26 protein-coding genes and 3 pseudogenes are annotated in these 25,616 nt (G+C 72.6%); 13 read left to right on the forward strand and 16 right to left on the reverse strand.

Annotated elements, in window-relative coordinates; genetic code table 11:
- Window positions 1-78: 78 nt before the first annotated feature.
- Window positions 79-1,335, forward strand: coding sequence for an MFS transporter (locus ACWCV3_RS05600; RefSeq protein WP_451218767.1), 1,257 nt, complete (start codon window positions 79-81; stop codon window positions 1,333-1,335).
- Here ACWCV3_RS05600 and ACWCV3_RS05605 read toward each other — a convergent pair.
- A complete protein-coding gene (locus tag ACWCV3_RS05605; RefSeq protein ID WP_350747674.1) occupies window positions 1,271-1,744 on the reverse strand; it encodes a universal stress protein in 474 nt (157 codons plus the stop codon). The two genes, ACWCV3_RS05600 and ACWCV3_RS05605, sit on opposite strands and share 65 nt — an antisense overlap.
- A gap of 152 nt (window positions 1,745-1,896) precedes the next feature.
- Here ACWCV3_RS05605 and ACWCV3_RS05610 point away from each other — a divergent pair, with 152 nt between their 5' ends.
- Window positions 1,897-2,733 (forward strand): polysaccharide deacetylase family protein, encoded by an 837-nt coding sequence (locus tag ACWCV3_RS05610; RefSeq protein ID WP_451218770.1) that lies wholly within the window; start codon window positions 1,897-1,899, stop codon window positions 2,731-2,733.
- A gap of 31 nt (window positions 2,734-2,764) precedes the next feature.
- Here the strand turns inward: ACWCV3_RS05610 and ACWCV3_RS05615 are convergent, their stop codons facing one another.
- The 3 genes from ACWCV3_RS05615 to ACWCV3_RS05625 form a co-directional block, all read right to left on the reverse strand.
- Window positions 2,765-3,454 (reverse strand): class F sortase, encoded by a 690-nt coding sequence (locus ACWCV3_RS05615; protein ID WP_451218773.1) that lies wholly within the window; start codon window positions 3,452-3,454, stop codon window positions 2,765-2,767.
- 203 nt (window positions 3,455-3,657) lie between these two features.
- Window positions 3,658-4,416 carry a bestrophin-like domain gene (locus ACWCV3_RS05620; RefSeq protein ID WP_451218776.1) on the reverse strand — a complete coding sequence of 253 codons (759 nt, stop codon included), beginning with the start codon at window positions 4,414-4,416 and terminating at the stop codon, window positions 3,658-3,660.
- Window positions 4,417-4,446: 30 nt separating this feature from the next.
- Window positions 4,447-4,584, reverse strand: a complete 138-nt coding sequence (locus ACWCV3_RS05625) for a hypothetical protein (protein ID WP_451218779.1) — start codon at window positions 4,582-4,584, stop codon at window positions 4,447-4,449.
- Between the two features lie 775 nt (window positions 4,585-5,359).
- Here ACWCV3_RS05625 and ACWCV3_RS05630 point away from each other — a divergent pair.
- The 3 genes from ACWCV3_RS05630 (at window position 5,360) to ACWCV3_RS05640 (ending at window position 9,478) form a co-directional block, all read left to right on the forward strand.
- Window positions 5,360-6,310 carry an SCO0930 family lipoprotein gene (locus tag ACWCV3_RS05630; RefSeq protein ID WP_451218782.1) on the forward strand — a complete coding sequence of 317 codons (951 nt, stop codon included), beginning with the start codon at window positions 5,360-5,362 and terminating at the stop codon, window positions 6,308-6,310.
- A 229-nt stretch (window positions 6,311-6,539) separates the two neighbouring features.
- On the forward strand, window positions 6,540-7,352 hold the full coding sequence (locus ACWCV3_RS05635; RefSeq protein ID WP_451218785.1) for an SAM-dependent methyltransferase: 813 nt from the start codon (window positions 6,540-6,542) through the stop codon (window positions 7,350-7,352).
- Entirely contained in the window at window positions 7,349-9,478 is a 2,130-nt protein-coding gene (locus ACWCV3_RS05640; protein WP_451218788.1) for a putative bifunctional diguanylate cyclase/phosphodiesterase, read from the forward strand. Before ACWCV3_RS05635 ends, ACWCV3_RS05640 begins: the two co-directional genes overlap by 4 nt.
- 109 nt (window positions 9,479-9,587) lie before the next feature.
- Here ACWCV3_RS05640 and ACWCV3_RS05645 read toward each other — a convergent pair whose 3' ends face one another.
- Entirely contained in the window at window positions 9,588-10,472 is an 885-nt protein-coding gene (locus ACWCV3_RS05645) for a LysR family transcriptional regulator (RefSeq protein WP_451218791.1), read from the reverse strand.
- A gap of 82 nt (window positions 10,473-10,554) precedes the next feature.
- Between ACWCV3_RS05645 and ACWCV3_RS05650 the strand changes: the two genes are divergently transcribed.
- From ACWCV3_RS05650 to ACWCV3_RS05660, 3 genes are read left to right on the forward strand one after another with little or no spacing between them, the layout of a single operon-like run.
- Window positions 10,555-11,262 carry a succinate dehydrogenase gene (locus ACWCV3_RS05650; RefSeq protein WP_451218794.1) on the forward strand — a complete coding sequence of 236 codons (708 nt, stop codon included), beginning with the start codon at window positions 10,555-10,557 and terminating at the stop codon, window positions 11,260-11,262.
- Between the two features lie 2 nt (window positions 11,263-11,264).
- Window positions 11,265-13,211, forward strand: a complete 1,947-nt coding sequence (locus ACWCV3_RS05655; RefSeq protein WP_451218797.1) for a fumarate reductase/succinate dehydrogenase flavoprotein subunit — start codon at window positions 11,265-11,267, stop codon at window positions 13,209-13,211.
- Window positions 13,208-13,957 (forward strand): succinate dehydrogenase/fumarate reductase iron-sulfur subunit, encoded by a 750-nt coding sequence (locus tag ACWCV3_RS05660; protein WP_451218800.1) that lies wholly within the window; start codon window positions 13,208-13,210, stop codon window positions 13,955-13,957. The genes ACWCV3_RS05655 and ACWCV3_RS05660 overlap by 4 nt, the downstream gene beginning before the upstream one ends.
- Before the next feature lie 197 nt (window positions 13,958-14,154).
- Here ACWCV3_RS05660 and ACWCV3_RS05665 read toward each other — a convergent pair whose 3' ends face one another.
- On the reverse strand, window positions 14,155-14,355 hold the full coding sequence (locus ACWCV3_RS05665; protein ID WP_451218803.1) for a hypothetical protein: 201 nt from the start codon (window positions 14,353-14,355) through the stop codon (window positions 14,155-14,157).
- Window positions 14,356-14,378: 23 nt separating this feature from the next.
- Between ACWCV3_RS05665 and ACWCV3_RS05670 the strand changes: the two are divergent.
- Window positions 14,379-14,528, forward strand: a pseudogene (locus ACWCV3_RS05670) (IS5/IS1182 family transposase); the annotation flags it as partial.
- Between the two features lie 22 nt (window positions 14,529-14,550).
- Here ACWCV3_RS05670 and ACWCV3_RS05675 read toward each other — a convergent pair.
- A complete protein-coding gene (locus ACWCV3_RS05675; RefSeq protein WP_451218805.1) occupies window positions 14,551-14,745 on the reverse strand; it encodes an antitoxin in 195 nt (64 codons plus the stop codon).
- Window positions 14,746-14,852: 107 nt separating this feature from the next.
- On the opposite strand from ACWCV3_RS05675, the pseudogene ACWCV3_RS05680 reads away from it, so the two are divergent.
- A pseudogene (locus tag ACWCV3_RS05680) lies at window positions 14,853-15,278 on the forward strand (hypothetical protein).
- 24 nt (window positions 15,279-15,302) lie between these two features.
- Here ACWCV3_RS05680 and ACWCV3_RS05685 read toward each other — a convergent pair.
- From ACWCV3_RS05685 to ACWCV3_RS05715, 7 genes are all read right to left on the reverse strand, one after another.
- Window positions 15,303-15,515, reverse strand: coding sequence for a dodecin (locus tag ACWCV3_RS05685; RefSeq protein ID WP_086694297.1), 213 nt, complete (start codon window positions 15,513-15,515; stop codon window positions 15,303-15,305).
- Window positions 15,516-15,673: 158 nt separating this feature from the next.
- Window positions 15,674-16,633, reverse strand: a complete 960-nt coding sequence (gene egtD / locus ACWCV3_RS05690; protein WP_451218808.1) for an L-histidine N(alpha)-methyltransferase — start codon at window positions 16,631-16,633, stop codon at window positions 15,674-15,676.
- Window positions 16,630-17,409 (reverse strand): ergothioneine biosynthesis protein EgtC, encoded by a 780-nt coding sequence (gene egtC / locus ACWCV3_RS05695; RefSeq protein WP_451218811.1) that lies wholly within the window; start codon window positions 17,407-17,409, stop codon window positions 16,630-16,632. Before egtC ends, egtD begins: the two co-directional genes overlap by 4 nt.
- Window positions 17,409-18,743 (reverse strand): ergothioneine biosynthesis protein EgtB, encoded by a 1,335-nt coding sequence (egtB, locus tag ACWCV3_RS05700; protein ID WP_451218814.1) that lies wholly within the window; start codon window positions 18,741-18,743, stop codon window positions 17,409-17,411. Before egtB ends, egtC begins: the two co-directional genes overlap by 1 nt.
- Entirely contained in the window at window positions 18,740-20,077 is a 1,338-nt protein-coding gene (egtA, locus tag ACWCV3_RS05705) for an ergothioneine biosynthesis glutamate--cysteine ligase EgtA (RefSeq protein ID WP_451218817.1), read from the reverse strand. Before egtA ends, egtB begins: the two co-directional genes overlap by 4 nt.
- A 376-nt stretch (window positions 20,078-20,453) precedes the next feature.
- Window positions 20,454-20,900, reverse strand: coding sequence for a type II toxin-antitoxin system PemK/MazF family toxin (locus tag ACWCV3_RS05710; RefSeq protein WP_451218820.1), 447 nt, complete (start codon window positions 20,898-20,900; stop codon window positions 20,454-20,456).
- 31 nt (window positions 20,901-20,931) lie between these two features.
- Window positions 20,932-21,933 (reverse strand): alpha/beta hydrolase, encoded by a 1,002-nt coding sequence (locus tag ACWCV3_RS05715; RefSeq protein ID WP_451218823.1) that lies wholly within the window; start codon window positions 21,931-21,933, stop codon window positions 20,932-20,934.
- A 134-nt stretch (window positions 21,934-22,067) separates the two neighbouring features.
- Here ACWCV3_RS05715 and ACWCV3_RS05720 point away from each other — a divergent pair, with 134 nt between their 5' ends.
- Complete coding sequence (locus ACWCV3_RS05720) at window positions 22,068-23,036, forward strand: SDR family NAD(P)-dependent oxidoreductase (protein WP_451218826.1); 969 nt, start codon at window positions 22,068-22,070, stop codon at window positions 23,034-23,036.
- A 136-nt stretch (window positions 23,037-23,172) separates the two neighbouring features.
- Here the strand turns inward: ACWCV3_RS05720 and ACWCV3_RS05725 are convergent, their stop codons facing one another.
- Window positions 23,173-23,736, reverse strand: coding sequence for an NAD(P)H-dependent oxidoreductase (locus ACWCV3_RS05725; protein WP_451218829.1), 564 nt, complete (start codon window positions 23,734-23,736; stop codon window positions 23,173-23,175).
- 102 nt (window positions 23,737-23,838) lie between these two features.
- Between ACWCV3_RS05725 and ACWCV3_RS05730 the strand changes: the two genes are divergently transcribed.
- On the forward strand, window positions 23,839-24,579 hold the full coding sequence (locus ACWCV3_RS05730; protein WP_451218832.1) for a TetR/AcrR family transcriptional regulator: 741 nt from the start codon (window positions 23,839-23,841) through the stop codon (window positions 24,577-24,579).
- Window positions 24,580-24,778: 199 nt separating this feature from the next.
- Window positions 24,779-25,084 (forward strand): annotated as a pseudogene (locus tag ACWCV3_RS05735) (substrate-binding domain-containing protein); the annotation flags it as partial.
- Between the two features lie 41 nt (window positions 25,085-25,125).
- Here ACWCV3_RS05735 and trxA read toward each other — a convergent pair.
- Entirely contained in the window at window positions 25,126-25,515 is a 390-nt protein-coding gene (gene trxA, locus ACWCV3_RS05740; protein WP_451218835.1) for a thioredoxin, read from the reverse strand.
- Between the last annotated feature and the right edge of the window lie 101 nt (window positions 25,516-25,616).

Below are 25,616 nucleotides of genomic sequence, written 5' to 3' on the forward strand. Positions count from 1 at the left end.
GTGCATGCGGGGGTTTCGGTTGTTTGCTCCCGCCCTCCCGGGGCCGATTTCATGGCCCTGGTCAACGGGAGGTTGTGCATGAGGCTGGGGTCGCGCTTCGGATGGCTGTGGGCGGCGTACGCCGTCAGCGCGGCCGGGACCTGGCTGGCGTTCGACGCCTTCGCGCTGGTCGCGCTGCTGGTGCTGCACCAGGGGCCGGCCCGGGTGGCGCTCCTGGCGTCCGCCGGACCGGCCGTGGGCGCCGTGCTCGCGGTGCCGCTCGGACCCTGGACGGAGTTCCGCCGCAAACGCCCCGTCATGATCACGGCCGACCTGGTCCGGTGCGCCGCCCTGCTCGCCGTCCCCGCCGCGCACTTCCTCGGGGTGCTCGGTTTCGGCCAACTACTGCTCGTCTCCGTGGTCGTGGCCGCCGCCGACCTCACCTTCACCGCGGCCTTCGGCGCCCACCTCAAGAGCCTCGTGCCGCGCGCCGGCCTCGTCACCGCCACCAGCAGGCTCGAGTCCACCACCTGGACCGCCACGGTGCTCGGACCCCCGCTCGGCGGTGCCCTCGTCGGCCTGTCCGGGCCCGTGGTGACGGTCGCCGCCAACGCCCTCAGCTTCCTGCTGTCCGCCCTCGGCATCCGCGCCGTCAAAGGCTCCGAGACCGCCCCGGGACGCCCGCCCCGCGACCCGTCACGCCCGCGCGCCGCCGACCTCCTCGACGGCTGGCGGCACCTGCTCACCAGCCCCGAACTGCGCCCGCTGTTCCTCAACACGGTCCTGGTGAACGGCCTGATCATGGCCCAGGCCCCGCCGCTCGCGGTCCTGATGCTCGGCCCGCTCGGCTTCACGCCCTGGAGCTACGGCCTCGCCTTCGCCGTTCCCTGCCTCGGCGGCCTCCTCGGCTCCCGGCTCGCCCGTCCGCTCGCCGCCCGCCACGGCAGGCGCCGCGTGCTCCTCGCCTCGGGCGTGCTGCGGGCCTGCTGGCCGGTGGGACTCGCCCTGGTCCGGCCCGGCGTGCCCGGCCTGGTCCTCGTCATGGTGGTCGAGCTGTGCCTGATCACCTGCGCGGGCGTGTTCAACCCGCTGCTCGCCGCCGAGCGGCTGGAGCGCACCCCGGACGACCGGGTCGCCCGTACGCTCTCCGCCTGGTCGGTCTCCACCAGGACCGGGACGGCCGCACTGACCGCGCTGTGGGGCCTGCTGGCCTCGCTCACCGGCCCGCGCACCGCCATCGCCGCGGCCGGGGTGCTGCTCCTGGCGACCACGCCGATGCTGCGGTCCTGCGCTACGGGACGACCGTCACCGGCCAGCGTCCCGCCTTCACCAGCCGGACCGCCACCGACCCGATGATCCGGTGCCCGGCCTGCTCCGAGGCGCCCACCACCACCGCGTCCGCCTTCAGCTCGCCGGCGGCCTGCACCAGGCCGTTGAAGGGGTCGCCGCGGAAGGTGTGGAACTCCCAGCGCACCTCGAATATCCCCTTCACCCGCTCCGCCGCCTCCCTGATCTGCGCGATCAGGTCCTCGGCGATCTCGTCCGTGGCCTGCGCCACCGGAACACCGAGCGCCGCCCCGGCCGCCAGTACCGGCTGCACGTACACCACCGCGAGCAGCGCCCCCTGCCGCCGGGCGAGTCCACCCGCGTAGGCGGCCGCCCGCAGCGAGGAGTCGGAGCCGTCCACGCCGACGACGATGACCTTGGGACCGTCCGTGCCCCGCTCGAACCGGTGCCGCTCGTGCTCTGCCTGCTGTTCCGTCACGGCGGTGAGGCTATCGGAAGCCGCCGTTCCGTCCAGTGGACGGGCAGGAGTGCCCTCCGGATCGCGCCGTCGTTGGGCCGACCGGGTGGATCGGACCCGCCGCACCGGTGTCGGTGCGGTGCGGCGCGGGCCCGGCGGGCGACTGATGGTTCATGGAGAAGGATCAGTTGTTCACACGGCGCCGGATGCTCCTCGGCTCGGCCGCCGTCCTCGGCGCCGCGGGCGTCGGGGGAGCCCTCATGTCGGGCGGCGGCGACGAGGCCGCCCGCACCACCACCGGCCTCGCCGGGCCCCAGGCCCGCCAGGCCCTCAAGCCCTCCGCGTTCCGCCTCCAGCCCCTCATCGGCTCCGGCACCCCGCACGCCGCCCCCGGGAAGCTGAAGGTGCGTCACCAGCCCATCCTGCGCCTGTCCGGCAGGGGCAGGAACATGATGCTCACCTTCGACGACGGCCCCCACCCCGACTACACCCCGCACATCCTGGACACCCTCGCCAAGTACGACGTACGCGCGATGTTCTTCGTGTGCGGGGAGATGGCCGTCGACAACAAGGAACTCCTGGTCCGGATGGCCGAGGAGGGGCATGTGGTCGGCAACCACACCTGGACCCACCCACTGCTCACGCAGATGGCCCGGCGTGACATCCGCGACGAGATCGAGCGCACCAGCGACGTCATCGAGGACGCCTACGGAGACCGTCCCCAGTGGTTCCGCGCCCCCTACGGCGCCTGGAACCGGGCCACCTTCCAGCTCGGCGCCGAGATGGGCATGGAGCCGATGGCCTGGACCGTCGACACCACCGACTGGATGACCCCCGGCACCGGCACGGTCGTCAGGCGGGTGGAACACGGCGCCGCCCCCGGCGTCGTCATCCTCTCCCATGACGCCGGGGGCGACCGGACGCAGAGCGTCCGCGCGATCCGCGAGTACCTGCCCTATCTGCTCGACCACGGCTACCACCTCACCGTCCCGCCCCGCCGCATGGCCTGAGGACGGCTGCGCGCCCCCTGGCCGCGGCGGTTCAGGCCCCCGCGGCCAGGCGGGCGAAGACGACCACGTTGCCGTCGTAGCCGTTCTTCTTGGAGAAACCGCCGCCGCAGGTGATCACGCGCAGCTCCGGGGTGCCCTTGGAGCCGTAGACGCGGGCACCGGGGAACCTGCTCTTCTCGAACACCTCCACCCCGTAGACCTCGAACACCGCGGTCCGGCCGTCCTGCCGGGCCACCTCGACGCGGTCGCCCTTCTTCAGCGCGCCGAGGCCGTAGAAGACGGCCGGGCCCCGGGTGTTGTCGACATGGCCGACGATGACCGAGGTGCCCTTCTCGCCGGGGGACACCGCGCCGGTGAACCAGCCGGCCAGGTTCGGGTCCCCGGGCGGGGGAGCACCGACCCAGCCGTCCGCGTCCAGGCCCACCGGGGTGACGGGGGCGTCGACCTGGATCGCCGGGATGCGGACCCGGTCGGCGGGGGAGAACGGCAGGCCGGCCGGGCCCGGGACGGCCGCGGTCCCGCTCGCGCTCGGCAGGGACCGCGCGTCGGTGGCCGGGGCCGCGGCCGCGGCGGGCTGCGGCGGCCCCACGTCGAACTCGCCGGACCCGCTCCGGATCAGCGCCACACCGGTCAGCAGCACGAGCGCCAGGACGCCCCAGGGGGCGCGTCTCCTGCGCCGCTCCTCCCGTTCGCCCCACTCCGCCGGCTCGGACGCGGACATTCGCCATCCCCTCTCGACGCGGCTGTCACCACGTGCGTCGCGCATGGGAAAACGCTAAGTCCCGCGCGGACGGGCGGCGACGGAGCGGGAGGCGAACGGGTGGCGGCCACGTGCGCCGCGATCACCGTCCTTGGTATCGCCGCCCCCGTCGCCGTCGCGGACGGCATGGGCGACGGGAACGGCACCAACACCGTCCGGCATGCCTACGCGTGCGGGAAGAGCGCCAGGAACGGCTCCGCCGTCACCGCGATGCCGCGGCTGAAGGGTGCGTCGAAGTCCCAGATCAGGAACAGCATGAAGGCGATGGTCGCCGAGAACAGCCCCGCGAGGACCAGTTCCCGCCGGGTGCGCCGGATCTGGAGGGCGAACACCATGCCCACCGTGATCACCGCCCCGGCCAGCAGCCCCCACCACACCACGGGCGGCATGGTCGCGCCGGTGGAGTCGGCACGGGCGTTGCGCGCCTGGTCGGCAGCGGCGACCTGGTCCACCAGCGGCTGGTACGCCTGCGCCTCGAAGTCGCTGCGGGGCTGGTAGTCGGTCACGTCCTGCCGCACCCTGTCCAGCAGCCGCGATCCCCGCGCGGTGACCTCCCCGTCGTCCGTCATCGACTTCCACTCGGTGTCCACCACGTACGAGACGTACGCGTCGACGTCCGCGCGGACCTGCTCACGCACGTCCGACGGGTACACCCGGACACGCTCGGAAACCTCGTGCAGCGCCTGCGCCTCGGCCTGGACGGTGTCCCCGGCCGCGCTGCGCGCCTCCCAGACACCCGCGATGGCCAGGCCCAGCACGATGGCGTACACCACCCCGATCCACATCGTCATGTACTCGATGACGTCGGGTGTCTCGCTGGGGTCCTCGTCCTCCGGCGCGCGCCGGTGCCGGACGAGGGTGACCAGCACCACCACCGCACAGGCGCCCAGCATGCCAAGGACGAGAACGAGCCAATCCGACAACGGATACCTCCAGGGGTGGACGCGGCCGCGTCACCGCGGGCGCAGAGCCGCGACGGCGACGATCGCGGGAAGGGTGACGAGCAGGACGTAGCGGACCGGCGAGGTGCGGGAGCGGGCGATGTGCCCGGCGGCACGGGCGTGGTACGCCGGGTAGTTCACCCGGGTCACGGCCGGCCGGGGAGTGGGCTTCGGTGCGGGCCGGGGCGGCGCGGGTACGGGTGCCGCAGCGGGCGGGGACGGTGGTGTCGGGGCCGGGCGCGGTGCCGGTGGGGGAGGCGTCGGCCGGACGGGGGGCCTGGGTGCGGCCGGCGTCGGCCGGGTCTGCGGCTCGGGGGGCTGCGGGGGCGGGGGAGGAGCGGGGGTCGGGGTGGGCGCCGGTGTGGGGGTGGGTGCGGGCGGGGGTGTCGGGGTGGGCGTCGGAGTCGGGGCAGGTGTGGGCGTCGGCGGGCACGGCGGCGGGGGTGGCGGAGGACACGGCGGGGGGCCGGGGTGGTGGTTTCCTGCCACCGCCACGGCCACCGTGCCGTCCGGGCCCGTGGAGGCGTAGGCGCAGGCGTCGGCCGACGCCGTGCCGACCGGGCAGCCGGCCACGCTCCACACCACCGCGAGCAGCGCCAACGCCCTGGTGGCGACCGCGCGTCGGGTTGCTTGGGGACCTTGCACGAGCAAGATCATGGAGGTCCCCGTGAGGCCTCGGCCGCCATTCGTACGGCAATTGGTCCGAAGGAGGGACAGCGTGCCTCACCTGGTTTGACGCGCCTGCCGGCCCGGGCGGGGCCGATGGGTACGCCCGTACGCGCCACCACCCTTCGGAGCACCCGGTGTCGCACCGCCGGAAGTTTTTCGCCGATCCGTTGAACGCTCCGCCCCCCGCGCCGCGTACCCATGGCCGTGCGGTGACTCAGTGGCGCCGCAACGAACAGGCGAAAATGGGGAGTTGAGGATGAAGACCTCCTGGCGGACCGCCGCACTGGTGGCCACGGCCGCTTCGGTGCTGGCGCTGACGACGGCGTGCGGTCAGGAAAATGTCACACCCCCGGCCGCGGCTGCCCAGAACGTGGGAGCGTCGGCCAGTGCCGCCGGTATCGGTACCGGAGTCACCCCGGGCAACGGCTACGGCGCCGACGGAGCCCAGAGCAGCGCCTCCCCGACCCCCGCCGCTCCCGCGGGCAAGCTGACGGTGGCCACCAACCCGCAGCTAGGCAGCGTGCTCACCGACGGGTCCGGCCTCACCCTGTACCGCTTCGACAAGGACACGGCCGAGCCGCCGAAGACCAACTGCGACGGCGACTGCGCCACCACCTGGCCCCCGGTCCCGGCCGACGACGCCAACGCCGGTGCCGGTATCGACAAGGCCATGCTGGGCGAGGTCACCCGCGCCGACGGCACCAAGCAGCTCACCATCGGCGGCTGGCCCGCGTACCGCTACGCCAAGGACCTCAACTCGGGCGACGTCAACGGCCAGGGTGTGGGCGGCAAGTGGTTCGCGCTCGCCCCCAACGGCAAGAAGGCGTCGCTGACCTCGCTGCCCGGCCTGTCCGTCCGCAAGGACCCCAAGCTCGGTGACATCGTCGTCGACAGGAACGGCCGCACGGTCTACCGCTTCCTCAAGGACAAGGCGTGGCCGAAGTCCGTCTCCAACTGCACCGGGGCGTGCCTGGAGAAGTGGCCCGCGGTCGCGCCGGTGAGCGCCGACGACACCCAGGGCGTGAAGAAGAAGGGCCTGATGCCCTTCACCCGTCCCGACGGTGTGAAGCAGATGTCGGTCAACTGCTGGCCCGTCTACACCTTCACCGGAGACAAGGCGCCCGGTGACACCAACGGCCAAGGCGTGGGCGGCACTTGGTACGCCGTCTCGCCCGAGGGCAAGCCGATCGGCGCGCCCGCCCAGTAGCGGTCACCACCCGGCGCAGGGCCCGCACCGTCCGTGTCACGCGGAGGGGCGGGCCCTGCGCCGTGCGCGCGGGCCGTCACCCAGCGGGGTCGGACGGGTACTTCCCGCAGGCGGTGACCGGGAACGGATGGTCAATTTCCGTTTCGGGTCGCCCCTTTGGCGGGCGATCAGTAGCCTCAGCTCGAACACCGGCTCGCCCGTCCCTGCCGCCTACGCCTTGGAGTGATACATGGAGCGCCCCGCCTGGGCCCCCCGGAGCATCGACGTCTCGGTGCCGAGCGTCTCGCGCATGTACGACTACTACCTGGGCGGTTCGCACAACTTCGAGGTCGACCGGGAAGCGGCCCGCAAGGCGATGGAGTTCCTCCCCGGCCTGCCCAAGATCATGCAGGCCAACCGGGCCTTCCTGCGACGGGCCGTGCGCTTCGCCGCCGAGCAGGGCATCGACCAGTACCTCGATGTCGGCTCCGGCATCCCCACCTTCGGCAACGTCCACGAGATAGCCCAGGCCGCCCGGCCCGGCGCGCGTGTCGTCTACGTCGACCACGACCCCGTCGCCGTCGCGCACAGCCAGGCCGTGCTCGCGGGCAACGAGGACGCCGGAGTCGTCGCCGCCGACCTGCGCAAGCCGCGGGAGATCCTCACCAGCCCCGAGGTGGCCCGCCTGATCGACCTCGACCGGCCGGTCGCCCTGCTGCTGGTCGCCGTCCTGCACTTCCTGGAGGACACCGACGACCCCCATCGCGCGGTGGCCGAACTGCGCGCCGCGCTCGCGCCCGGCAGCCTGCTGATCCTCACCCACGCCTCCTACGAGGGCATCCCGCTGCCCGAGGAGCGCGCCGAGGGCGCGGTGGACGTGTACCGGGACATCCGCAACCCGCTGGTCATGCGCCGACGCGACGAGATAGCCCGCTTCTTCGACGGCTTCGAGCTGCTCGACCCGGGACTGGTCTACCTCCCGGACTGGCGGCCGGAGTCGGCGCGGGAGGACGAGGACGACTTCGCGTTCTCCGGGTTCGCCGGCGTGGGGCGTACGGCGTGAGCGCGGAGCCGGACGGCCCGGAGGGCAGAGTGCGGCGGCTGACGACGATATGGAGCCGGGCCGTCTACCCCGTCACCTCCACGTCGCTCACCCGCGCCGAGTTCGAGGAGCGGCTGCTCCCCCTCGCCCACCGCCTCAGCCGGGCGCTCAGGGCCAGAAGCTTCGACGCCGGGGAGGCACGGGCGGTCGGCGCGGCGCTGGTCGAGGCGCACGGTACCGACCCGGAGGTGCTCGCCCGCACCCTGGACTGCGTGGACGCCTACCTCGTCCTGTACTGCGGTGACGACAGCCCGCAGGACCAACTCCGCATGCGCTCCTCACGGTTGCAGCACGCCATGGCCGCCGGGTACGCCCAGGCGCTGCGCGAGCGCACCCTCGCCGAGCAGGAGTCCATCGCCCAGGCCGCCATGCGGGCCCAGGGCGTGGTCGCCGAGGCGCTGCACGCCAGCGAGGCCCGCTTCCGCGCGGTGTTCGAGGGAGCCGCGATCGGCATCGGCATCGCCGACCTCGACGGCAACATCCTCCAGGTCAACGGTGCCCTCCAGCGCATGTTCGGCATCTCCCAGAACTCCATGCGCGGCCGGAAGGTCCGGGACTGGACCCACCCCGAGGACGCGCCTCAGACGTGGCGGCTCTACGAGGAGCTCGTGCGCGGCGAACGCGACCACTACCACGTGGAGAAGGCGTTCAACCGGACCGACGGCACCGCCCTGTGGACCAACCTCACGGTCTCCCTGCTCCGCGACGCGGACGGCACCCCGCAGTACCAGCTGGCGATGCTGGAGGACACCACCGAGCGCCGTCTGCTCCACCTCCGGCTGCGCTACGAGGCCACGCACGACGCGCTGACCGGGCTGCCCAACCGGACCCTGTTCTTCGAGCGCCTGGAGAAGGCGCTCGCGGCCGGCGAGGGCCAGCGCTTCGGCCTGTGCTACCTCGACCTCGACGGCTTCAAGGCCATCAACGACAGCCTCGGGCACGCGGCCGGCGACCGGCTGCTGGTGGAGGTCGCGGACCGGCTCCAGTCCTGCACCGCCGCGCCCGGCGAGATGGTGGCCCGGCTCGGCGGTGACGAGTTCGTGGCCCTCACCACCGGCCGCGACACCGAGCGCGGGGTGGAGGAGCTGGCCGAACGCATCAGCAACGCCCTGCTCACCCCGGTCGGCATCGACGGCCGCGACCTGCTGGTGCGCGGCAGCCTCGGCATAGTCGAGGGCCCGGCGGGGGAGCGGACGGCGGCGGAGGTGCTGCGCAGCGCCGACATCACGATGTACCGGGCCAAGTCGGCGGGCGGCAACCGGGCCGAGCTGGCCGACCCGGAGGCGGACGCCCGCGCGATCACCCGGCACGGGCTCACCACCGCGCTGCCGAGCGCGCTGGAGCGCGGCGAGTTCTTCATCGAGTACCAGCCCCTGGTCCGTCTCGGCGACGGCACCGTGAACGGCGCCGAGGCCCTGGTCCGCTGGCTGCACCCGCAGCACGGGGTGCTCGGCCCGGACCGCTTCATCCCGCTGGCCGAGCACACCGGGCTGATCGTCCCGCTGGGCCGGTGGGTCCTTGAGGAATCGATCCGGCAGGCCCGTGCCTGGCGCGAGAAGACGGCCGGCCCGCTGCGCATCAACGTCAACCTCTCCCCGTGCCAGCTCACCCACCCCGGTCTGGTGCAGGACACCGTCGACATCCTGGAGCGGGCGGGCGTCACCCCGGACGCACTGTGCCTGGAGGTCACCGAGTCCGCGCTGATCGGCGCCGACGACGGCCTCCTGAAGCCCCTGCGCCGGCTGGCCGAGATGGGCGTCGACATAGCCCTGGACGACTTCGGTACCGGCTACTCCAACCTCGCCAACCTGCGCCGCCTCCCGGTCAGCGTCCTCAAACTGGACCGCTCCTTCACCCAGGGGATGCAGCAGTATCCGGCCGACCCGGTGGACCTCAAGATCGTCGAGGGCATCGTCTCCCTCGCCCACAGCCTCGACCTGGCGGTCACGGTGGAGGGCGTGGAGACCGGCGCCCAGGCCGACCAGCTCCGCCTCCTCGGCTGCGACACCGCCCAGGGCTGGTACTACGCCCGCCCCGGCCCCCCGGACCAGCTCCACTCGCTGGCCCTGGCGGACGCGACGGGGTAGAGCGGGAGCCGAAGGGGGAAGGGGCGCGGTGGCGAAGCGCTCCGCACCCCTCCAGGTGGACCGCGCTACCGGCCGCGACGAACCACAGCGCAGGGCACACGGGCCGGCGTCACCGCTCCAGCAGCATCCGCTGCAGTTCCCGAGCCCCTCGAGGCGGAGCCACATCACTGCGGTGGGCCAGTGCGATGGTCCGTGACAACCCGGGCCGGGCGAGCGGAGTCACCCTGAGGCCCCGGCCCGCCCGGACGGCCACCATCCTGGGTACGACGGCGACGCCCAGGCCCGCGCGGACGAAGCCGAGGACCGCGTCCATCTCGCCGCCCTCCACCGCGAACTCCGGCTCGAAACCGGCGGAGCGGCACGCGTTGACGGTGAGCTCACGCAGGTCGTAGCCGTAGCGGAACATCACCAGGCGCTCGTCCTCGAGGTCGGCGATCTCCACAGCGGGCCGCCCTTTGCCGGGGGCCGGCGCATCCTGGGAGGACACCACCACCAGGTCCTCCCGCAGCAGCTCGACCGTGGTCAGCGCGGGCGCCGGCGCGGGGAGGGGGAGGACGACCAGGGCGAGATCGAGCGCGCCGCGGGCGAGTTCGCGCACCAGGTCGCGGGAGCCGCTCTCCTGGATCAGGAGCTGGACGCCCGGATAACGGTCGTGGAAGGCGCGGAGCACGTCCGGCAGCAGACCCGTACAGAGGCTCGGGGTGGCGCCGAGCCGCACCCGGCCGCGCCGGAGCTGGACCAGTTCCTGCACCTCGTGCCGGGCGGTGTCCGCGTCCGCGAGGATGCGGCGGGCCAGCGGGAGCAGCGCCTCGCCCGCGTCGGTCAGCGCGATGTTGCCCCGCGCCCGGACGAACAGGTCCGCGCCCAGCTCCCGCTCCAGAGCCCGGATCTGCTGGGAGAGCGAGGGCTGGGCGACGTGGACCCGCTCGGCGGCACGGGTGAAGTGCCGGGCCTCGGCCACGGCCACGAAGTACTGGAGCTGCTGGAACTGCACCCTCCCAGGATAGCGAGAGACTATCGAAACCAACCGATCCATGTCTTGGACCGATCGGCCCGTCCGTCGTAACGTCCTGTCCATGGCTCTGGCAACGCGGACGGACCGACGGCCGTCGACGGCGCGCACGGTCTGGGACAGCTCCGTCGGCAAGAAGACCGTGATGGCCGTCAGCGGCATCGTGATGCTGCTGTACCTGGTCGCGCACATGATCGGGAACCTGAAGATCTACTTCGGGGCCGGCGAGTTCAACGGCTACGCCCACTGGCTGCGCACCGTCGGCGAGCCGTTCATGCACTACGAGTGGACGCTCTGGATCATCCGGGTGGTCCTGGTCGCCGCCGTGGTCGCCCACGCCACCGCCGCCTACCAGCTCAGCCGCCGCGACATCAAGGCCCGGCCCAGCAAGTACGTGCACAAGAAGGCGCGCACCAGCTATGCCACCCGCACCATGCGCTGGGGCGGGATCATCCTCGGCCTCTTCATCGTCTGGCATCTGCTGGACCTGACCACCGGCACCGTGCACTCCGGCGGCTTCCAGGAGGGTCACCCGTACCAGAACGTGGTGGACACCTTCTCCACCTGGTACGGCAACGTCGTCTACATCGCGGCGATGCTCGCCCTCGGCCTGCACATCCGGCACGGCTTCTGGAGCGCCGCCCAGACCCTCGGCGCCGGCGGCCGGACCCGCGACCGGGTCCTCAAGGCCGCCGCCAATGTCCTCGCGCTGCTGCTCACGGCCGGCTTCATCGCCGTACCCGTGGGCGTCATGACCCAAGTGGTGAGCTGACCATGACCTACACCGACTACGCCACCGGCGATCCCGTCGCCGACACCAAGGCTCCCTCCGGCCCGGTCCAGGAGCGCTGGGACACCCGCCGCTTCGAGGCCAGGCTGGTCAACCCGGCCAACCGGCGCAAGCACACCGTCATCGTCGTCGGCACCGGCCTCGCGGGCGGCTCCGCGGGCGCCACGCTCGCCGAACAGGGCTACCACGTCGTGCAGTTCTGCTACCAGGACTCGCCGCGCCGGGCCCACTCCATCGCGGCGCAGGGCGGCATCAACGCGGCGAAGAACTACCGCAACGACGGCGACTCGGTGCACCGGCTGTTCTACGACACCGTCAAGGGCGGCGACTTCCGCGCCCGCGAGTCCAACGTGCACCGTCTCGCGCAGATCTCCGTCGAGATCATCGACCAGTGCGTGGCCCAGGGCGTGCCCTTCGCCCGCGAGTACGGCGGACTCCTGGACACCCGCTCCTTCGGCGGGGTCCAGGTCTCCCGCACCTTCTACGCCCGCGGCCAGACCGGACAGCAGTTGCTCCTGGGCGCCTACCAGGCGCTGTCCCGGCAGATCGCGGCCGGGAACGTGGAGATGCACCCGCGCACCGAGATGCTCGACCTGATCGTGGTCGACGGCCGGGCGCGCGGCATCGTCGCCCGCGACCTGATCACCGGCAGGATCGACACCCACTTCGCGGACGCGGTGGTCCTGGCGAGCGGCGGCTACGGCAACGTCTTCTACCTGTCGACCAACGCCATGAACTCCAACGCCACCGCCATCTGGCGGGCGCACCGGCGCGGCGCGCTGTTCGCCAACCCCTGCTTCACCCAGATCCACCCCACCTGCATCCCGCGCACCGGCGACCACCAGTCCAAGCTGACGCTGATGAGCGAGTCGCTGCGCAACGACGGCCGGATCTGGGTGCCCAGGACCGAGGGCGACACCCGCCCGGCCAGGGAGATCCCCGAGGACGAGCGGGACTACTACCTGGAGCGGATCTACCCCTCCTTCGGCAACCTGGTCCCCCGTGACATCGCCTCCCGCGCGGCCAAGAACGTCTGCGACGAGGGACGCGGGGTCGGACCCGGCGGCCAGGGCGTCTACCTGGACTTCTCCGACGCCATCGCGCGCATGGGCCGCAAGGCGGTCGAGGCCAGGTACGGCAACCTCTTCGACATGTACCACCGGATCACCGACGAGGACCCCTACGAGGTGCCGATGCGGATCTACCCCGCCGTGCACTACACCATGGGCGGCCTCTGGGTGGACTACGACCTCCAGACCACGGTCCCCGGGCTCTTCGCCATCGGTGAGGCCAACTTCTCCGACCACGGGGCCAACCGGCTCGGCGCCTCCGCGCTGATGCAGGGCCTTGCCGACGGCTATTTCGTGCTGCCGGCCACCCTCAACGACTACCTGGCCCGCCACCCGCACCAGGAGCGGCTGACCGACGAGCACCCCGAGGTGCAGGAGGTGCTGGCCGAGACCGAGGACCGGGTCAACCTGCTCCTCGCCGTCGACGGCGACCGCACCCCCGACTCCTTCCACCGTGAACTCGGCGAACTGATGTGGGAGTTCTGCGGGATGGCCCGCAACGCCGAGGGCCTGCGCAAGGCGCTCACCGAAATCCCGCGTATCCGCGAGGAGTTCTGGCGCCGGATCAAGGTTCCCGGCACCGGCGAGGAGTTCAACCAGTCGCTGGAGAAGGCCAACCGCATCGTCGACTACCTCGAACTGGCCGAGCTCATGTGCCTGGACGCCCTGCACCGCGCCGAGTCCTGCGGGGGCCACTTCCGCGAGGAGTCCCAGACCCCGGACGGAGAGGCGGCCCGCCGCGACGACGAGTTCGGCTACGCGGCCGCCTGGGAGTTCACCGCCACCGGCGAGGCCCCCGTCCTGCACAAGGAAGACCTCGTCTTCGAGTACGTCCACCCCACCCAGCGGAGCTACGCATGAGGCTCACCCTGCGCGTCTGGCGCCAGCGGAACGCCGACACCGACGGCGCCATGTCCACCTACGAGGTGGACGGCATCTCGCCCGACATGTCCTTCCTGGAGATGCTGGACGTCCTGAACGAACGGCTCATCCTGGAGGGCGAGGACCCCGTCGCCTTCGACCACGACTGCCGCGAGGGCATCTGCGGTGCGTGCAGCCTGGTCATCAACGGCGACGCCCACGGACCCGAGCGCACCACGACCTGCCAGCTCCACATGCGGTCCTTCGAGGACGGCGACACCATCGACATCGAGCCCTGGCGGGCCGCCGCCTTCCCGGTGATCAAGGACCTGGTGGTGGACCGGTCCGCGTTCGACCGGATCATCCAGGCCGGCGGCTATGTCACCGCGCCCACGGGCGCCGCCCCGGAGGCCCACGCGACACCCGTGCCGAAGCCCGACGCCGACTTCGCCTTCGAGCACGCGGAGTGCATCGGCTGCGGAGCCTGCGTGGCGGCCTGCCCCAACGGTGCCGCGATGCTCTTCACCTCGGCCAAGGTCAACCACCTGAACGTCCTTCCGCAGGGCGCCCCCGAGCGGGAGACCAGGGTGCTGGACATGGTGGCCCAGATGGACGCCGAGGGCTTCGGCGGCTGCACCCTGGCCGGCGAGTGCGCCACCGCCTGCCCCAAGGGCATCCCCCTCTTCTCCATCACCGGCATGAACAAGGAGTGGCTGCGCGCGACCCGCAAGGCGGGCAAACGGTAGGAACCCAGCAGACGTTCGCCGAAGGGGGCGGACGGGCGGGGCCGGGAGTGGTGCTCATCCCCGGCCCCGTCTGCTGTTGCCGGGGGCCGGACGCGGCGAGTGCCGCGACCGGCCGCGCGCACGACCGCGTCCGGCTCGGATCTGCTCCAGGTGGCAATACATGAGAAGTCTTCCGCGGTCACTCGTGCGGATGGCCATCAGGTCGATCCGGTACTCGCAGCATCCGGCTGGGAGCGCTCCCGGTTGACGGTGTCGGCGTCCATCTCGTCCGCCCGTGCCGCCGCAAGTTCGGCCAGCGCCTCGGGCAGTACCGGGTCGTCGATGGCGGTGACGGGGAAGAGGGGCGGTTTCGCGCCCCGGCGGGCGGGTCCGGTCGGCGCCGGTTCGCCGGCGAGCATCCATCCCCGTGTCGTAGCGCTGGGAGCGTAATGCCGTCGAGCGGCTGATCGACAAGCTGAAGGCCTGGCGAGGCATCGCCACGCGGTGCGGCAAGACCCCCAACAGCTACCTCGCCGGCCTCCACCTGTGGGCCTCGATGATCTGGCTGAGAGACCTCACCCGGACCATCTGATGATCACAACGAAATACACTCCCTAGGGCTGCGGCGGGTTGTCGCGGTGCTGCTGGGAGCCGAACTGGTCCCGCAGCTTGTCCTGAGCGGTGTCGACCTGGGACTGGTGCTTGTTGCCGGTCCGCTGGTCGAGGTAGTCGCCACCCTTGTCGACGCCTTTGTCGGCCATGTCTTCGTGGCCCTTGAGCATTCCCTTGATCTTGTCCATAAAGGACATGGCAGCCCTCCTGGTCGCTTGAGGCTTCCCTTCCCAGGGTCACCGGCCCGGCCGGGGTTCGCATCTCGAGGCCCGGCCGGGCGTCACGGCCGCCCTGAAGTGGGGCTGTGGCACACGGCGGCGGACGACCGGTGACGGTCCTCGATCCCGACTGCACCCTGGCGGGGACCGCGCACCGGCAGCACTTCCGTGAGCGGCGCCCGCACGACCGGAACGGCTTCTTCGCCGCCGCGCGCCTCGCCCACCCACTGGCGGAGGGTATGGCGCCGGCCCGTACCGCCGCCCGCACCTGCGACATCGTGTACCTCACCGGGCGTCCCGAGCGATGCCGCCCGTACACCCTCGACCGGCTCGCCCTCCACCGACTCTCCACGGGGGGGAGCCGCACATGCGGCCCGAATGGGACCGCAGACCCGCCCGGACCGCAGACCCGCCCGGACCGCCGGGCGGGCCGGCCTCGCCGTCGTACGAGCCGGACGGGCCGCCTCCTCGGTCGTGCCGGAAGAGGCCCAGGAGCCGAGGGCCGGACCTGAGCCCGGCGGGGCCGGCCTGACGTCTCAGACGTCCTCCAGGCGGAAGCCCACCTTGAGGCACACCTGGTACTTCTCGATCCGCCCGTTCTCGATCTGACCGCGGACCTGGGTGACCTCGAACCAGTCCAGGTTGCGCAGAGTCTGGTCGGCACGGCCGATGGCGTTGCGGATGGCCTGGTCGACACCGTCGGTGGAGGTACCGACGATCTCGCTGACCCGGTAGGTGTGGTTCGACATGGGCGGGTGCTCCTCTTCGCCGTACGGCAGGATGACGGCGCCCGGCTCGTCCGGACCCGGCCGGTTTGTCGCGCCGTAGTCCACCGTGCCGCATCCCCGCCCGGCGCGCGAGACAGCGCCCGCCGGGCGGGGAGGGACCGCCCCAGGCCCGCAGTCGCTCAGCGCGCCACGCTGAGAGACAGCGCGAAGCGGTTCTCGGAGTCGGTCCACCAGTGGGTCAACTCCAGCCCCGCACTGTCCAGTTCGGTGCCGACCCCCTCCCGGCGGAACTTGGCCGAGACCTCGGTGCGCATCTCCTCACCGGCCGCGAAGTCCACGACCATGCCGAGCGCCGGGATCTTCACCGTCTGCGCGGTGCGCGAGCGCAGCCGCATCTCGATCCACTCCCGCTCCGGGTCCCAGCGGGCCACGTGGTCGAAGGCGTCCGGGTCGAAGTCGGCGCCCAGTTCGCGGTCGACCACGCTGAGCACGTTCTTGTTGAACGCGGCCGTCACCCCGGACGCGTCGTCGTACGCCCGGACCAGTACCGCCTCGTCCTTCACGAGATCGGTGCCGAGCAGCAGCCCGTCGCCCGGCGCCAGCATGCCGCGCACGGCGGCCAGGAATCCGGACCGCTCGGCGGGCAGCAGGTTGCCCAGCGTGCCGCCCAGGAAGGCGACCAGCCGGGGACCGGGCGTCTCGGGGAGCTTCATCGGCCGGGTGAAGTCAGCGATCAGCGCGTGCACCGCGAGACCGGGCCGCTCCTCGGTGAGCGCCTGCCCCGCCTGCACCAGCGCGCTCTCGCTGACGTCGACCGGGACGTACGCCTCCAGCGAGGTCAGCGCGTCGATGAGATGGCGGGTCTTGGCGGAGGAGCCCGACCCCAGCTCGATCAGGGTGCGGGCGCCGCTGGCCGCGGCGATGTCACCGGAGCGGGTCTGGAGGATCTCCCGCTCGGCGCGGGTCGGGTAGTACTCGGGCAGCTCCGTGATCCGCTCGAACAGCTCGCTGCCGCGCGCGTCGTAGAACCACTTGGGCGGCAGCGTCTTGGGGTCGGTGGACAGGCCGTCGAGGACGTCGGCGCGCAGTGCGGCGTCGGTCGCGTCCTCGGGGAGGGTGCGGGTCACGTGCAGGCTCACGTGCAGTGCTCCTTCGGTGGTGCGGACACGAGGTCCTCGACGGGGTCGAGCCGTACCTCGGTACGGCTGGCGGTGATCACGGTGCGGTCGGGGACCTCCCGCCACATCGGTTCGTCGTCGTACGGCTCGGAGGCGACGATCACGGCGTGTCCAGGCTCCGCGCGGTACCAGAGGCTGTCGCCCCAGGCGGTCGCGGTGACGGTCCGGCCGTCGGTCAGCAGGAAATTGAGACGGGAGGCGGGCGCGGCCCCGGCCAGTCGGCGGACCGTCGCGGCGAGGGCGTGCTCGGGGTCCTCGCCCGACCTGAGCCGGTGCAGGACCAGCGCCCAGACGAACGCCGAGTCGGTGCGCGCCTGCAGTGACAGCACATCGACCGGGGGCAGCAGGGATACCAGCGGGGCGGCCGAGTCGGGCCACCCGGCGACCGCGCCGTTGTGGCTGAACAGCCAGCGCCCCGAGGCGAACGGTGCCGCCGCCGCCTCCGCGTCCGCCCCCGTCAGCGTGGCGTCGCGCACGGCGGCCAGCACCGCGCCCGAACGCACCACGCGGGAAAGGTCCAGCAGCGACTGGTCCGCCCAGATCGGCCCGGAGCGCCGGTAGCGGGCCGGCACCGGATCGCCGTCCGCGTACCAGCCGACCCCGAACCCGTCGGCGTTCACCGTGCCGTTGCGCTGTCGCCGGGGTGCCCAGGACTGCCGGTACAGGCTGTGCGGCGGGTCCAGCAGCAGGTGACCGAGCGGCTGCTCGGGGCCCAGGTAGGCCAGGTGACGGCACATCAGACGGACTCCGAACGGGCGGTGCGGAACCCGGCGAAGATCTGCCGCCGGATCGGGTAGTCCCAGTTGCGGAACGTACCCCGGCAGGCCACCGGGTCCACGGCGAACGAGCCGCCGCGCATCACCTTGTACTCCGGTCCGAAGAACACCTCCGAGTACTCCCGGTAGGGGAACGCGGCGAATCCCGGGTACGGTTCGAGGTCGCTCGACGTCCACTCCCAGACGTCTCCGATCAACTGCCGCACCCCGAGCGGCGACACGCCGGCCGAATAGCTGCCGACGGGGGCGGGCGACAGGTGCCGCTGGCCCAGGTTGGCGTGCTCCGGGCCCGGATCGGCGTCGCCCCACGGGTAGCGGGCGGAGCGGCCGGTCACCGGGTCGTGCCGGGCCGCCTTCTCCCACTCCGCCTCGGTGGGCAGCCGGCGCCCGGCCCAGCGGGCGTACGCGTCCGCCTCGTACCAGCACACGTGCAGCACCGGCTCCTCGGGCGGCACCACCTCGGTGATCCCGAACCGGCGCCGCAGCCACTGACCGCCCTCACGGCGCCAGTACAGCGGCGCTTGCAGGGAGTTGCGGCGTACGTGCGCCCATCCCTCCGGCGTCCACCAGCGCTCGGTTCCGTAGCCGCCGTCGGCCATGAACGCCTGATAGGCCGCGTTCGTCACCGGCACCGCATCGATCCAGTACGGCGCCACCTCCCTTACGTGCGCCGGGCGTTCGTTGTCCAGGGCCCAGGGCTCGGTGGAGGTGCCCATGGTGAACGGGCCGCCGGGGACCAGCACCTCGGCCGGCCCGGTGTACGGCGGCACCGGATCGTGGGCGGGCGCGGTCAGCGCGGCGGGGCCGGTGCGGAGCTGATGGGTGATCAGCATGGTCTCGTCGTGCTGCTGTTCGTGCTGGGCGATCATCCCGAAGGCGAATCCCGCCTCGGTGAGCCGGGTGCCGCCCTCGAAGTCGGCGCTCTGAAGCAGGTCCAGCGCCCGCCCGCGCACCTCTGCCGCGTACTTCCGCGCCTCCTCGGGCGGGAGGAGCGGCAGCGAGGGGCGTTCGGATCGCGGATGCTCGAAGGCGTCGTACAGCGCGTCGATGTCGGGCCGCATCGCCTCGCGGCCGCCCACGTTGCGCAGCAGCCACAGCTCCTCCTGGTTGCCGATGTGCGCGAGGTCCCAGACCAGGGGCGACATCAGCGGGGAGTGCTGGGCGGTGAGGTCCGGGTCCTCCACGCAGCTCGTCAGCAGGGTGGTGCGGTCGCGGGCGGTGACCAGCGAGGCGAGCAGCCGTTCGCGCAGCGTCTCGGTGCCGGCCCCCGTGGTCCCGCTCTCCTGGGCGGTCATGAGCGGATCTCCTTCCTGGCGCGGGCGCGCGGGTCCGTGGCGCCGGCGCCGGCCGGCAGGTCGTCGGCAGGGCAGCGGCCCCGCAGGACGTAACGGTCCAGATACCCCGCCACCGCGTCCGACACCTCGGGCGAGGCGCCGAGGCGGGGCAGGGCCGCCAGGGCCGCCGTGAAGCACGCGGTGGCGGCCTCCCGCAGCCCGGGATCGGCGAGACCGAGGCGGGCCGCGTCCGACCACAGCGGATTGTGCGGGGCTGCCCGGTCCAAAGCGCGCTCCGTCAGCGGCTTCACGGCGCGATGGGCCGCCTCGGCGGCCTCCGGATCGTCGAAGAGGGCCGCCGTCACCGCGAGCGGCACGATCCAGCCGTCGTCGCCGGGCTGGGCGTCGATCATCCGCAGTTCCAGGTGGCCGCGCGGCCTGACCGGCGGGAACAGCGTGGTCAGGTGGTAGTCGAGATCCGCGCGGGTGGGCGGGCGCGGGGTACGCGACCGGGTCCACTCGCGGAAGGTCAGCCCCTCCGGCACGTCCCAGGGAGCCTCGTCGCGGCGGACGCACATCACCGGGGAGTCCAGCACGTGCCGGGCCCAGTCGGCCCGCGGTTCGCCGTCGGTGGCGGGAGCCCCGGCCCGGCCGGGGCCGATGTCCATCCAGTGGAGCTGCCGGGTGGAGCGCCAGCCGGTGGGCCGGCGTGAGGTGAGCGGAGAGTTGGCGAACGCGGCCACCAGGACCGCGCCGAGCTGGTGCGCCAGCCACCAGCGCCGTTCGTAGCCCAGCGGGCCCGGTTCCTCGTACCCGGCGTCCACGCAGACCTGCACGGAGGCCGAGGAGCACATCATGTGGCGGCCGGCCCGGCCGGTGCGGTCCAGGCACGCCTCCATGGCGTCGTAGCGGGGTTCGTGCAGGAAGCGGCGGGGCTCCTGCCAGGGATCGTGGCCGACCCCGAGGAGGGCCAGGCCGTGCCCGGCGAGGACCTGGCGGACCGCGGCCAGGTCGGCGGAGACGGAGTCCACGCACTCCGTGAGCGAGGCGGCGGGCAGCGAGCTGAGCTCCAACTGGCCGCCGGGCTCGACCGTGAGCGGCGAGTCCAGGGGGAGGATGCGCACGGCCGCGTGGGCCGCTTCGAGCCGCTCGGGCGATACGGGGAGCCAGGGCCGCTCCGGTTCGCGGACCAGCCACTCCACCTCCACCCCGAGGGTGCGGGGTGGGCCGGTCTTGAAGCAGATGCCCCGGATCAGGGCGTCCACCTCGGCCTCGGTGACCGCCGCGCGGTGCCGGGTGCAGTCGTGCTTGGTGCAGTGGTGTTCCGTACAGTCACCACTCGATGCGTCAGACATGTCGGGGTTCTCCTGGGGTTCCAGCGTGCCGACGGAGCCCGGCCGGGGGTGTGCCGGGCAGAGACGCGTTCCACCCAAGACCCTCGCACCGAATCGCACAAGAGCGCCCGGTGGGACGTCCGGGATCGTTCATCTCCGTCTCCTCGCGCGTTTCCTCCCGTACCGGGTGACCGGTTCACGGGCGCCTTCGCGGCACCCCACCAGCATTACCCCGGCGGCGCGTGCGGGCACGGCGGGCAGAGCGGCGAGCGGAGGCGGTTCGGGCAGCTCAGGAGGGCTCGGGAGCGATCCGGCCGGGTGTGCTCCGACCGGGTGAGTCCGCCGCGGGCCCGAGGAGGGCCCGCCCCGGCTCGGGACGGGCCCTCCGCCTCGCCGGTCAGGTCCAGCCGTAGCGCTCGTGGAGCCGCTGCCGGACCAGGTTGAAGCGCATGCGGTCCAGCGCGCACGCCTCCCGGCGCATGCCGTCGTCGTGCAGCCGCAGCACCCGCTCCACGGAGACCCAGGAGTCACGGCCGGTACGGTCCCAGGGGCCCTGGCCTATCGCCACCCACTCCCGCTCACCGTCGTGCTCCTTGCTGGACAGCTGGACGGCGAGGAAGGTGCCGGCGGCCTCCCGGGCGACGACCAGCACCGGCCGGTCCTTGCCCCGGCCGTCGTTCTCCTCGAAGGGCACCCAGGTCCAGACGATCTCACCGGGATCGGGTTCGCCGTCACGCTCGGGCGTGTACTCCGTGGCGACCCGGCCGACCTGGCGCGGGTCGGCCTCGGTGGTGGCGCGGGGGCCGAAGCGGCCGGGGACGTTCTCTTCGCTGTAGGTGCTCACGCCGTGCACCCTAACGGCAGGCCAAGGGCCCTCAGGCCTGCGGGGTTTGTTCCGTCCGGTCGGTGAGCAGCCGCTCCAGCCAGTCCAGTTGGGCCGCGCGGGCCGCCTTCGAGACGGCCGCTCCGGGTGCGAAGGCGTCGAAGCCGTGGAACCCGCCCGGCCAGACGTGGAGTTCGGCGACCCCACCGCCGCGCCAGATCCGGGAGGCGTACTCCACCACCTCGTCCCGGAACGTCTCCGCCGAGCCCACGTCGAGGAAGGCCGGCGGCAGCCCGGCGAGATCGACGGCGCGGGCCGGGGCGGCGTACGGGGAGACGTCCGGGGTGCCCCTTCGCTCACCCAGCAGGGCGTTCCAGCCGGTCTCGTTGGAGGTGCGGTCCCAGACATCGATGCCCGCCATCTGGTGGCCGGAGGGGGAGTCGTTGCGGTCGTCCAGCATCGGGTACCGGAGCAGCTGACCGAGCACGCGCGGCCCCCCGCGGTCCCGCAGCATCAGTGCCGCGGCGGCCGCGAGACCGCCGCCCGCGCTGGCACCGGCCAGGACGACGCGCTCCGGGTCGCCGCCCAGCTCCCGGGCGTGCTCCGCCGTCCACAGCAGCCCGGCGTACACGTCCTCCACCGGCGCCGGGTGCGGATGCTCGGGGGCGAGCCGGTACTCCACGGACACGACCACCGCGCCGCCCAGGTCCAGCGCGAGGGACAGGGCCGCGTCCACCCCCGCGCGGTTGGTGCCGAGGATCATGCCGCCGCCGTGCACGTAGTAGATCACCGGCAGTCCGGCGCCCGGCCCGGAGCCGGCGGGGCGGCAGAGGTAGAGGGAGACGTCCGGGGCGCCCGGCGGGCCCGGTACCTCGCGGTCCTCGACCTCGAAGGCGCCGTCCATGGTGAGGTCCAGCGAGGCGAACACCTCCATGGCGGCGTTCTCCCGAGCCGTCTCGATGCCGTCCGGGGTGAGGCCCGGCTCCATCCAGCCCTCGAGCGGTTCCAGGGCGGCGGCGAGTTCCGGGTCGAACGGCGGCGGCTCCATGGTCATGGTCGTGCCCCTTCCCTGGCTCGCGGGCGATTCACCCCCTCAGGATCGGTGGGCGGGCGCCGCGGCGCAGGTTCCCGGCGCGTCCTTGTGCGCCGCTTGACTTCGAGAGCACTCCAATTCGTAGCGTTTCGGGCATGAGCACTTCTGCACAGCACAAGATCGGTTCGGGATTCGGCGCGGAGAGCACCGCCGGCGAGGTTCTGCGGGGCATCGACCTCACGGGGAAGCTGGCGGTCGTCACCGGCGGCTACTCGGGGCTCGGCCTGGAGACCACCCGCGCGCTGGCCGGGGCGGGCGCCCGGGTGGTGGTCCCGGCCCGGCGACCGGACGTGGCCCGCGAGGCGCTGGCCGGGATCGGACACGTCGAGGTGGACGAGCTGGACCTCGGCGACCTGGACAGCGTGCGCGCGTTCGCCGAGCGGTTCCTGTCGTCCGGCCGCACCATCGACTTCCTCATCGACAACGCCGGCATCATGGCTTGCCCCGAGACGCGGGTCGGGCCCGGCTGGGAGGCGCAGTTCGCCACCAACCACCTCGGCCACTACGCCCTCGCCAACCGGCTCTGGCCGGCGCTCGTCTCCGGGGACGGCGCCCGTGTGGTCTCGGTGTCCTCGCGCGGGCACCACCTCTCCCCGATCCGCTGGGACGACGTCCAGTGGACCGAGGGCTACGACAAGTGGCAGGCGTACGGTCAGGCCAAGACGGCCAACGCGCTGTTCGCCCTTCAGCTCGACACCCTCGGCCGGGACTTCGGTGTCCGCGCCTTCTCGCTCCATCCCGGCGGCATCATGACCCCGCTCCAGCGGCACCTGCCCAAGGAGGAGATGGTCGAGCGCGGCTGGATCGACGAGCAGGGCAACCCGCTCAACCCGGCGGGCTTCAAGACCCCGGAACAGGGCGCGGCCACCCAGGTCTGGGCCGCGACCTCGCCCCGGCTCGACGGCCTGGGCGGGCTGTACCTGGAGGACTGCGACGTAGCGGAGCCCGCCCCGGAGGACGGCACCTGGTCCGGCGTCAGGGACTGGGCCACCGACCCCGGGCAGGCGGCCCGTCTGTGGGCGCTGTCGGCCGAACTCACCGGTGTGGACGCCTTCGCGAAGTAGGTGCCGCACGGGCGCCCAGGGTCTTTCGTTCGGATCATGCCGGGCTCGCGGGGGCCGGTGCCTGATCCACCCCGATCCGAACGAAAGACCCGAGGGCCGGGGTCCACTGGACCCCGGCCCTCGGGCGTACGGCTGGTCAGGCGGCGACGACGTCGCCGACGGTGCCGTGGAGGCGGGTGACGACCTCGGTGAGCTGGCCGGCGACCTCGGCGTCGTCCGACGGGTGGGTCTCGGCGAAGCGGGTCAGGGAGCCGGGGATGGAGAGCTTGATGTCCTCGATCACCTTGCCGCCCGCGATGCCGACGGCCTTGCGGGTGTCGTCCTGCGCCCACACGCCGCCGTACTGGCCGAAGGCGGTGCCGACGACGGCGGCGGGCTTGCCGCCGAAGGCGCCGGCGCCGTAGGGGCGGGACAGCCAGTCGATGGCGTTCTTCAGCACGGCCGGCATCGTGCCGTTGTACTCGGGGGAGAAGAGGAGGAACGCGTCGGCGGCCTGGGCGGCGGCGCGCAGCTCGGCGGCGGCGGCCGGGACCCGGCCCTCGACGTCAATGTCCTCGTTGTAGAAGGGAACGTCGGCCAGACCCTCGTGGATCACGATCTCGGCGCCCTCGGGGGCGAGCTTGGCGGCCGTCTCGGCGAGCTGGCGGTTGTGGGAACCGGCGCGGAGGCTGCCGACGAGCGCGAGGATGCGAACGGACATGAGGTACTCCAAGAGGTGGTGAAACACGCTGGAAACGATCCGGACCGGGGTCCGTTTAATTTTCTACCATCCTAACCGGACCGGGGTCCAGTTTTGTTCCCGATGCCTTACGCTGTCTCCATGTCCAGCGCCCTGCCGCCCTGCCCGCAGCCTCAGGAGCCCGTAGACACACCCCCTCTGCTAGAGGTCGGCACGGGCCCCGAGTCGTGCCTGCGCGCCGACGCCGCCCGCAACCGGGCCCGGCTGCTGGAGGCCGCCGGCCGGCTGATCGCCGAGCACGGGGTGGCCGGGGTGACCATGGAGGCCGTCGCCACCGCCGCCCGGGTCGGCAAGGGCACCGTCTTCCGCCGCTTCGGCGACCGCACCGGACTCCTCACCGCCCTGCTGGACCACTCCTCCGCCCGGCTCCAGGCCGACTTCCTCGCCGGCCCGCCCCCGCTGGGCCCCGGCGCACCCCCGCGCGAGCGGCTGCACGCCTTCGGTGTGGCCGTGCTCCACCTCTGCGCCGACCAGCTCGACCTGCAACTGGCCGCCCTGCCCGAGCCCACCCGGCGCCACCTGCACCCCTCCAACCAGGCCATGCGGGCCCACCTGCTGGTCCTGCTGCGCCGGCTGCTGCCCGGCGAGGACTGCGAACTCCTCGCTCCGGTCCTGCTGGCCTACCTCGACCCCGCCCTCATCCACCACCTGACCCGCCAGCTCGGCATGCCGATGGCCCGGGTCGAGACGGGGTGGTGCGACCTGGTCGACCGGATCACTGCTGCCGCGCCCACGGCTGATGACCCGCGAACACCGCCGCCAGCCGCTCCGGCGCGTCCGGCCGGAACAGCGTCCCGCCCATGAGCTCCGAGTCCCGGGCCGACTGCTCGGCGCGCGGGAACATCCGCTCCTCGTAGGCGACGAGCGCCGCCTCGGTGTCCCCGGGGTGGGCGAGGAGGGCCCGGGTCAGGTCGGCGTCAGCACCCGCCCGGATCCGCTTTCGTCCGGTCCTGTACGACCTCGCCCGCGTCGTCCACCACGGCGCCGTCGGCCAGGGCGACGAAGCCGTACCCGCCTCACCGGAGTCCGCCGCGCCCTCTGAGGCACCGGCGCGGCCGTGACCGGGTCGCCCCTCGCGTACACGGAACGGGCGGCCAGTGAACTGGCCGCCCGTCTGCCTGAGTTGGGCCTCGACGCAGTCCTCGCCCACAACGACGAGTACGCGATGCTCCTGATGCGCGCCGTGCAGGACGCGGGACCGCGCGCCCCGGCGGACCTCGCCGTGGCCGGCGCCGGCGACCTGACGCTGGGCCGCCCGCTACGGCCCCGGCTCGGCACCGTCCGCCTCGAACCTGCCCGGATCACGCCGGGCTCGCGGGGTCCGGCCTGATCCGAACGGAAGACCCCGGTTCACTCGCCGCCGGACTGCCCGCCCTGGCTCTCCTGGGCCGCGATGTCCTTGCGGACCTCGTCCATGTCCAGCTTGCGGGCCTGGTCGATGACGTCCGTGAGCGCGGGCTCGGGCAGCGCGCCCGGCTGCGCGAAGATCGCCACCTGGTCGCGGACGATCATCAGTGTGGGGATCGACTGGATGCCGAACGCCTGCGCCAGCTCCGGCTGCGCCTCGGTGTCGACCTTGGCGAACACCAGGTCGGGATTCTCCTTGGCCGCCTTCTCGTACACCGGCGCGAACTGCTTGCAGGGTCCGCACCAGTCGGCCCAGAAGTCGATGAGGACGAACCCGTTGTCCGCCACCGTCTGGTCGAAGTTCTCCTTGGTCAGCTCCACGGTGCCGCTCATGGTGTGATCCCTCTTCCTGGTGTGGAGGCAGTGCCACCGGCGGAAACATGTCCGCGGGGGTGCCTATTCCGGTCCGTAGCGCCCCGTCTTCCCCGTATCGG

The organism is Streptomyces sp. NPDC001781, from assembly GCF_053596035.1.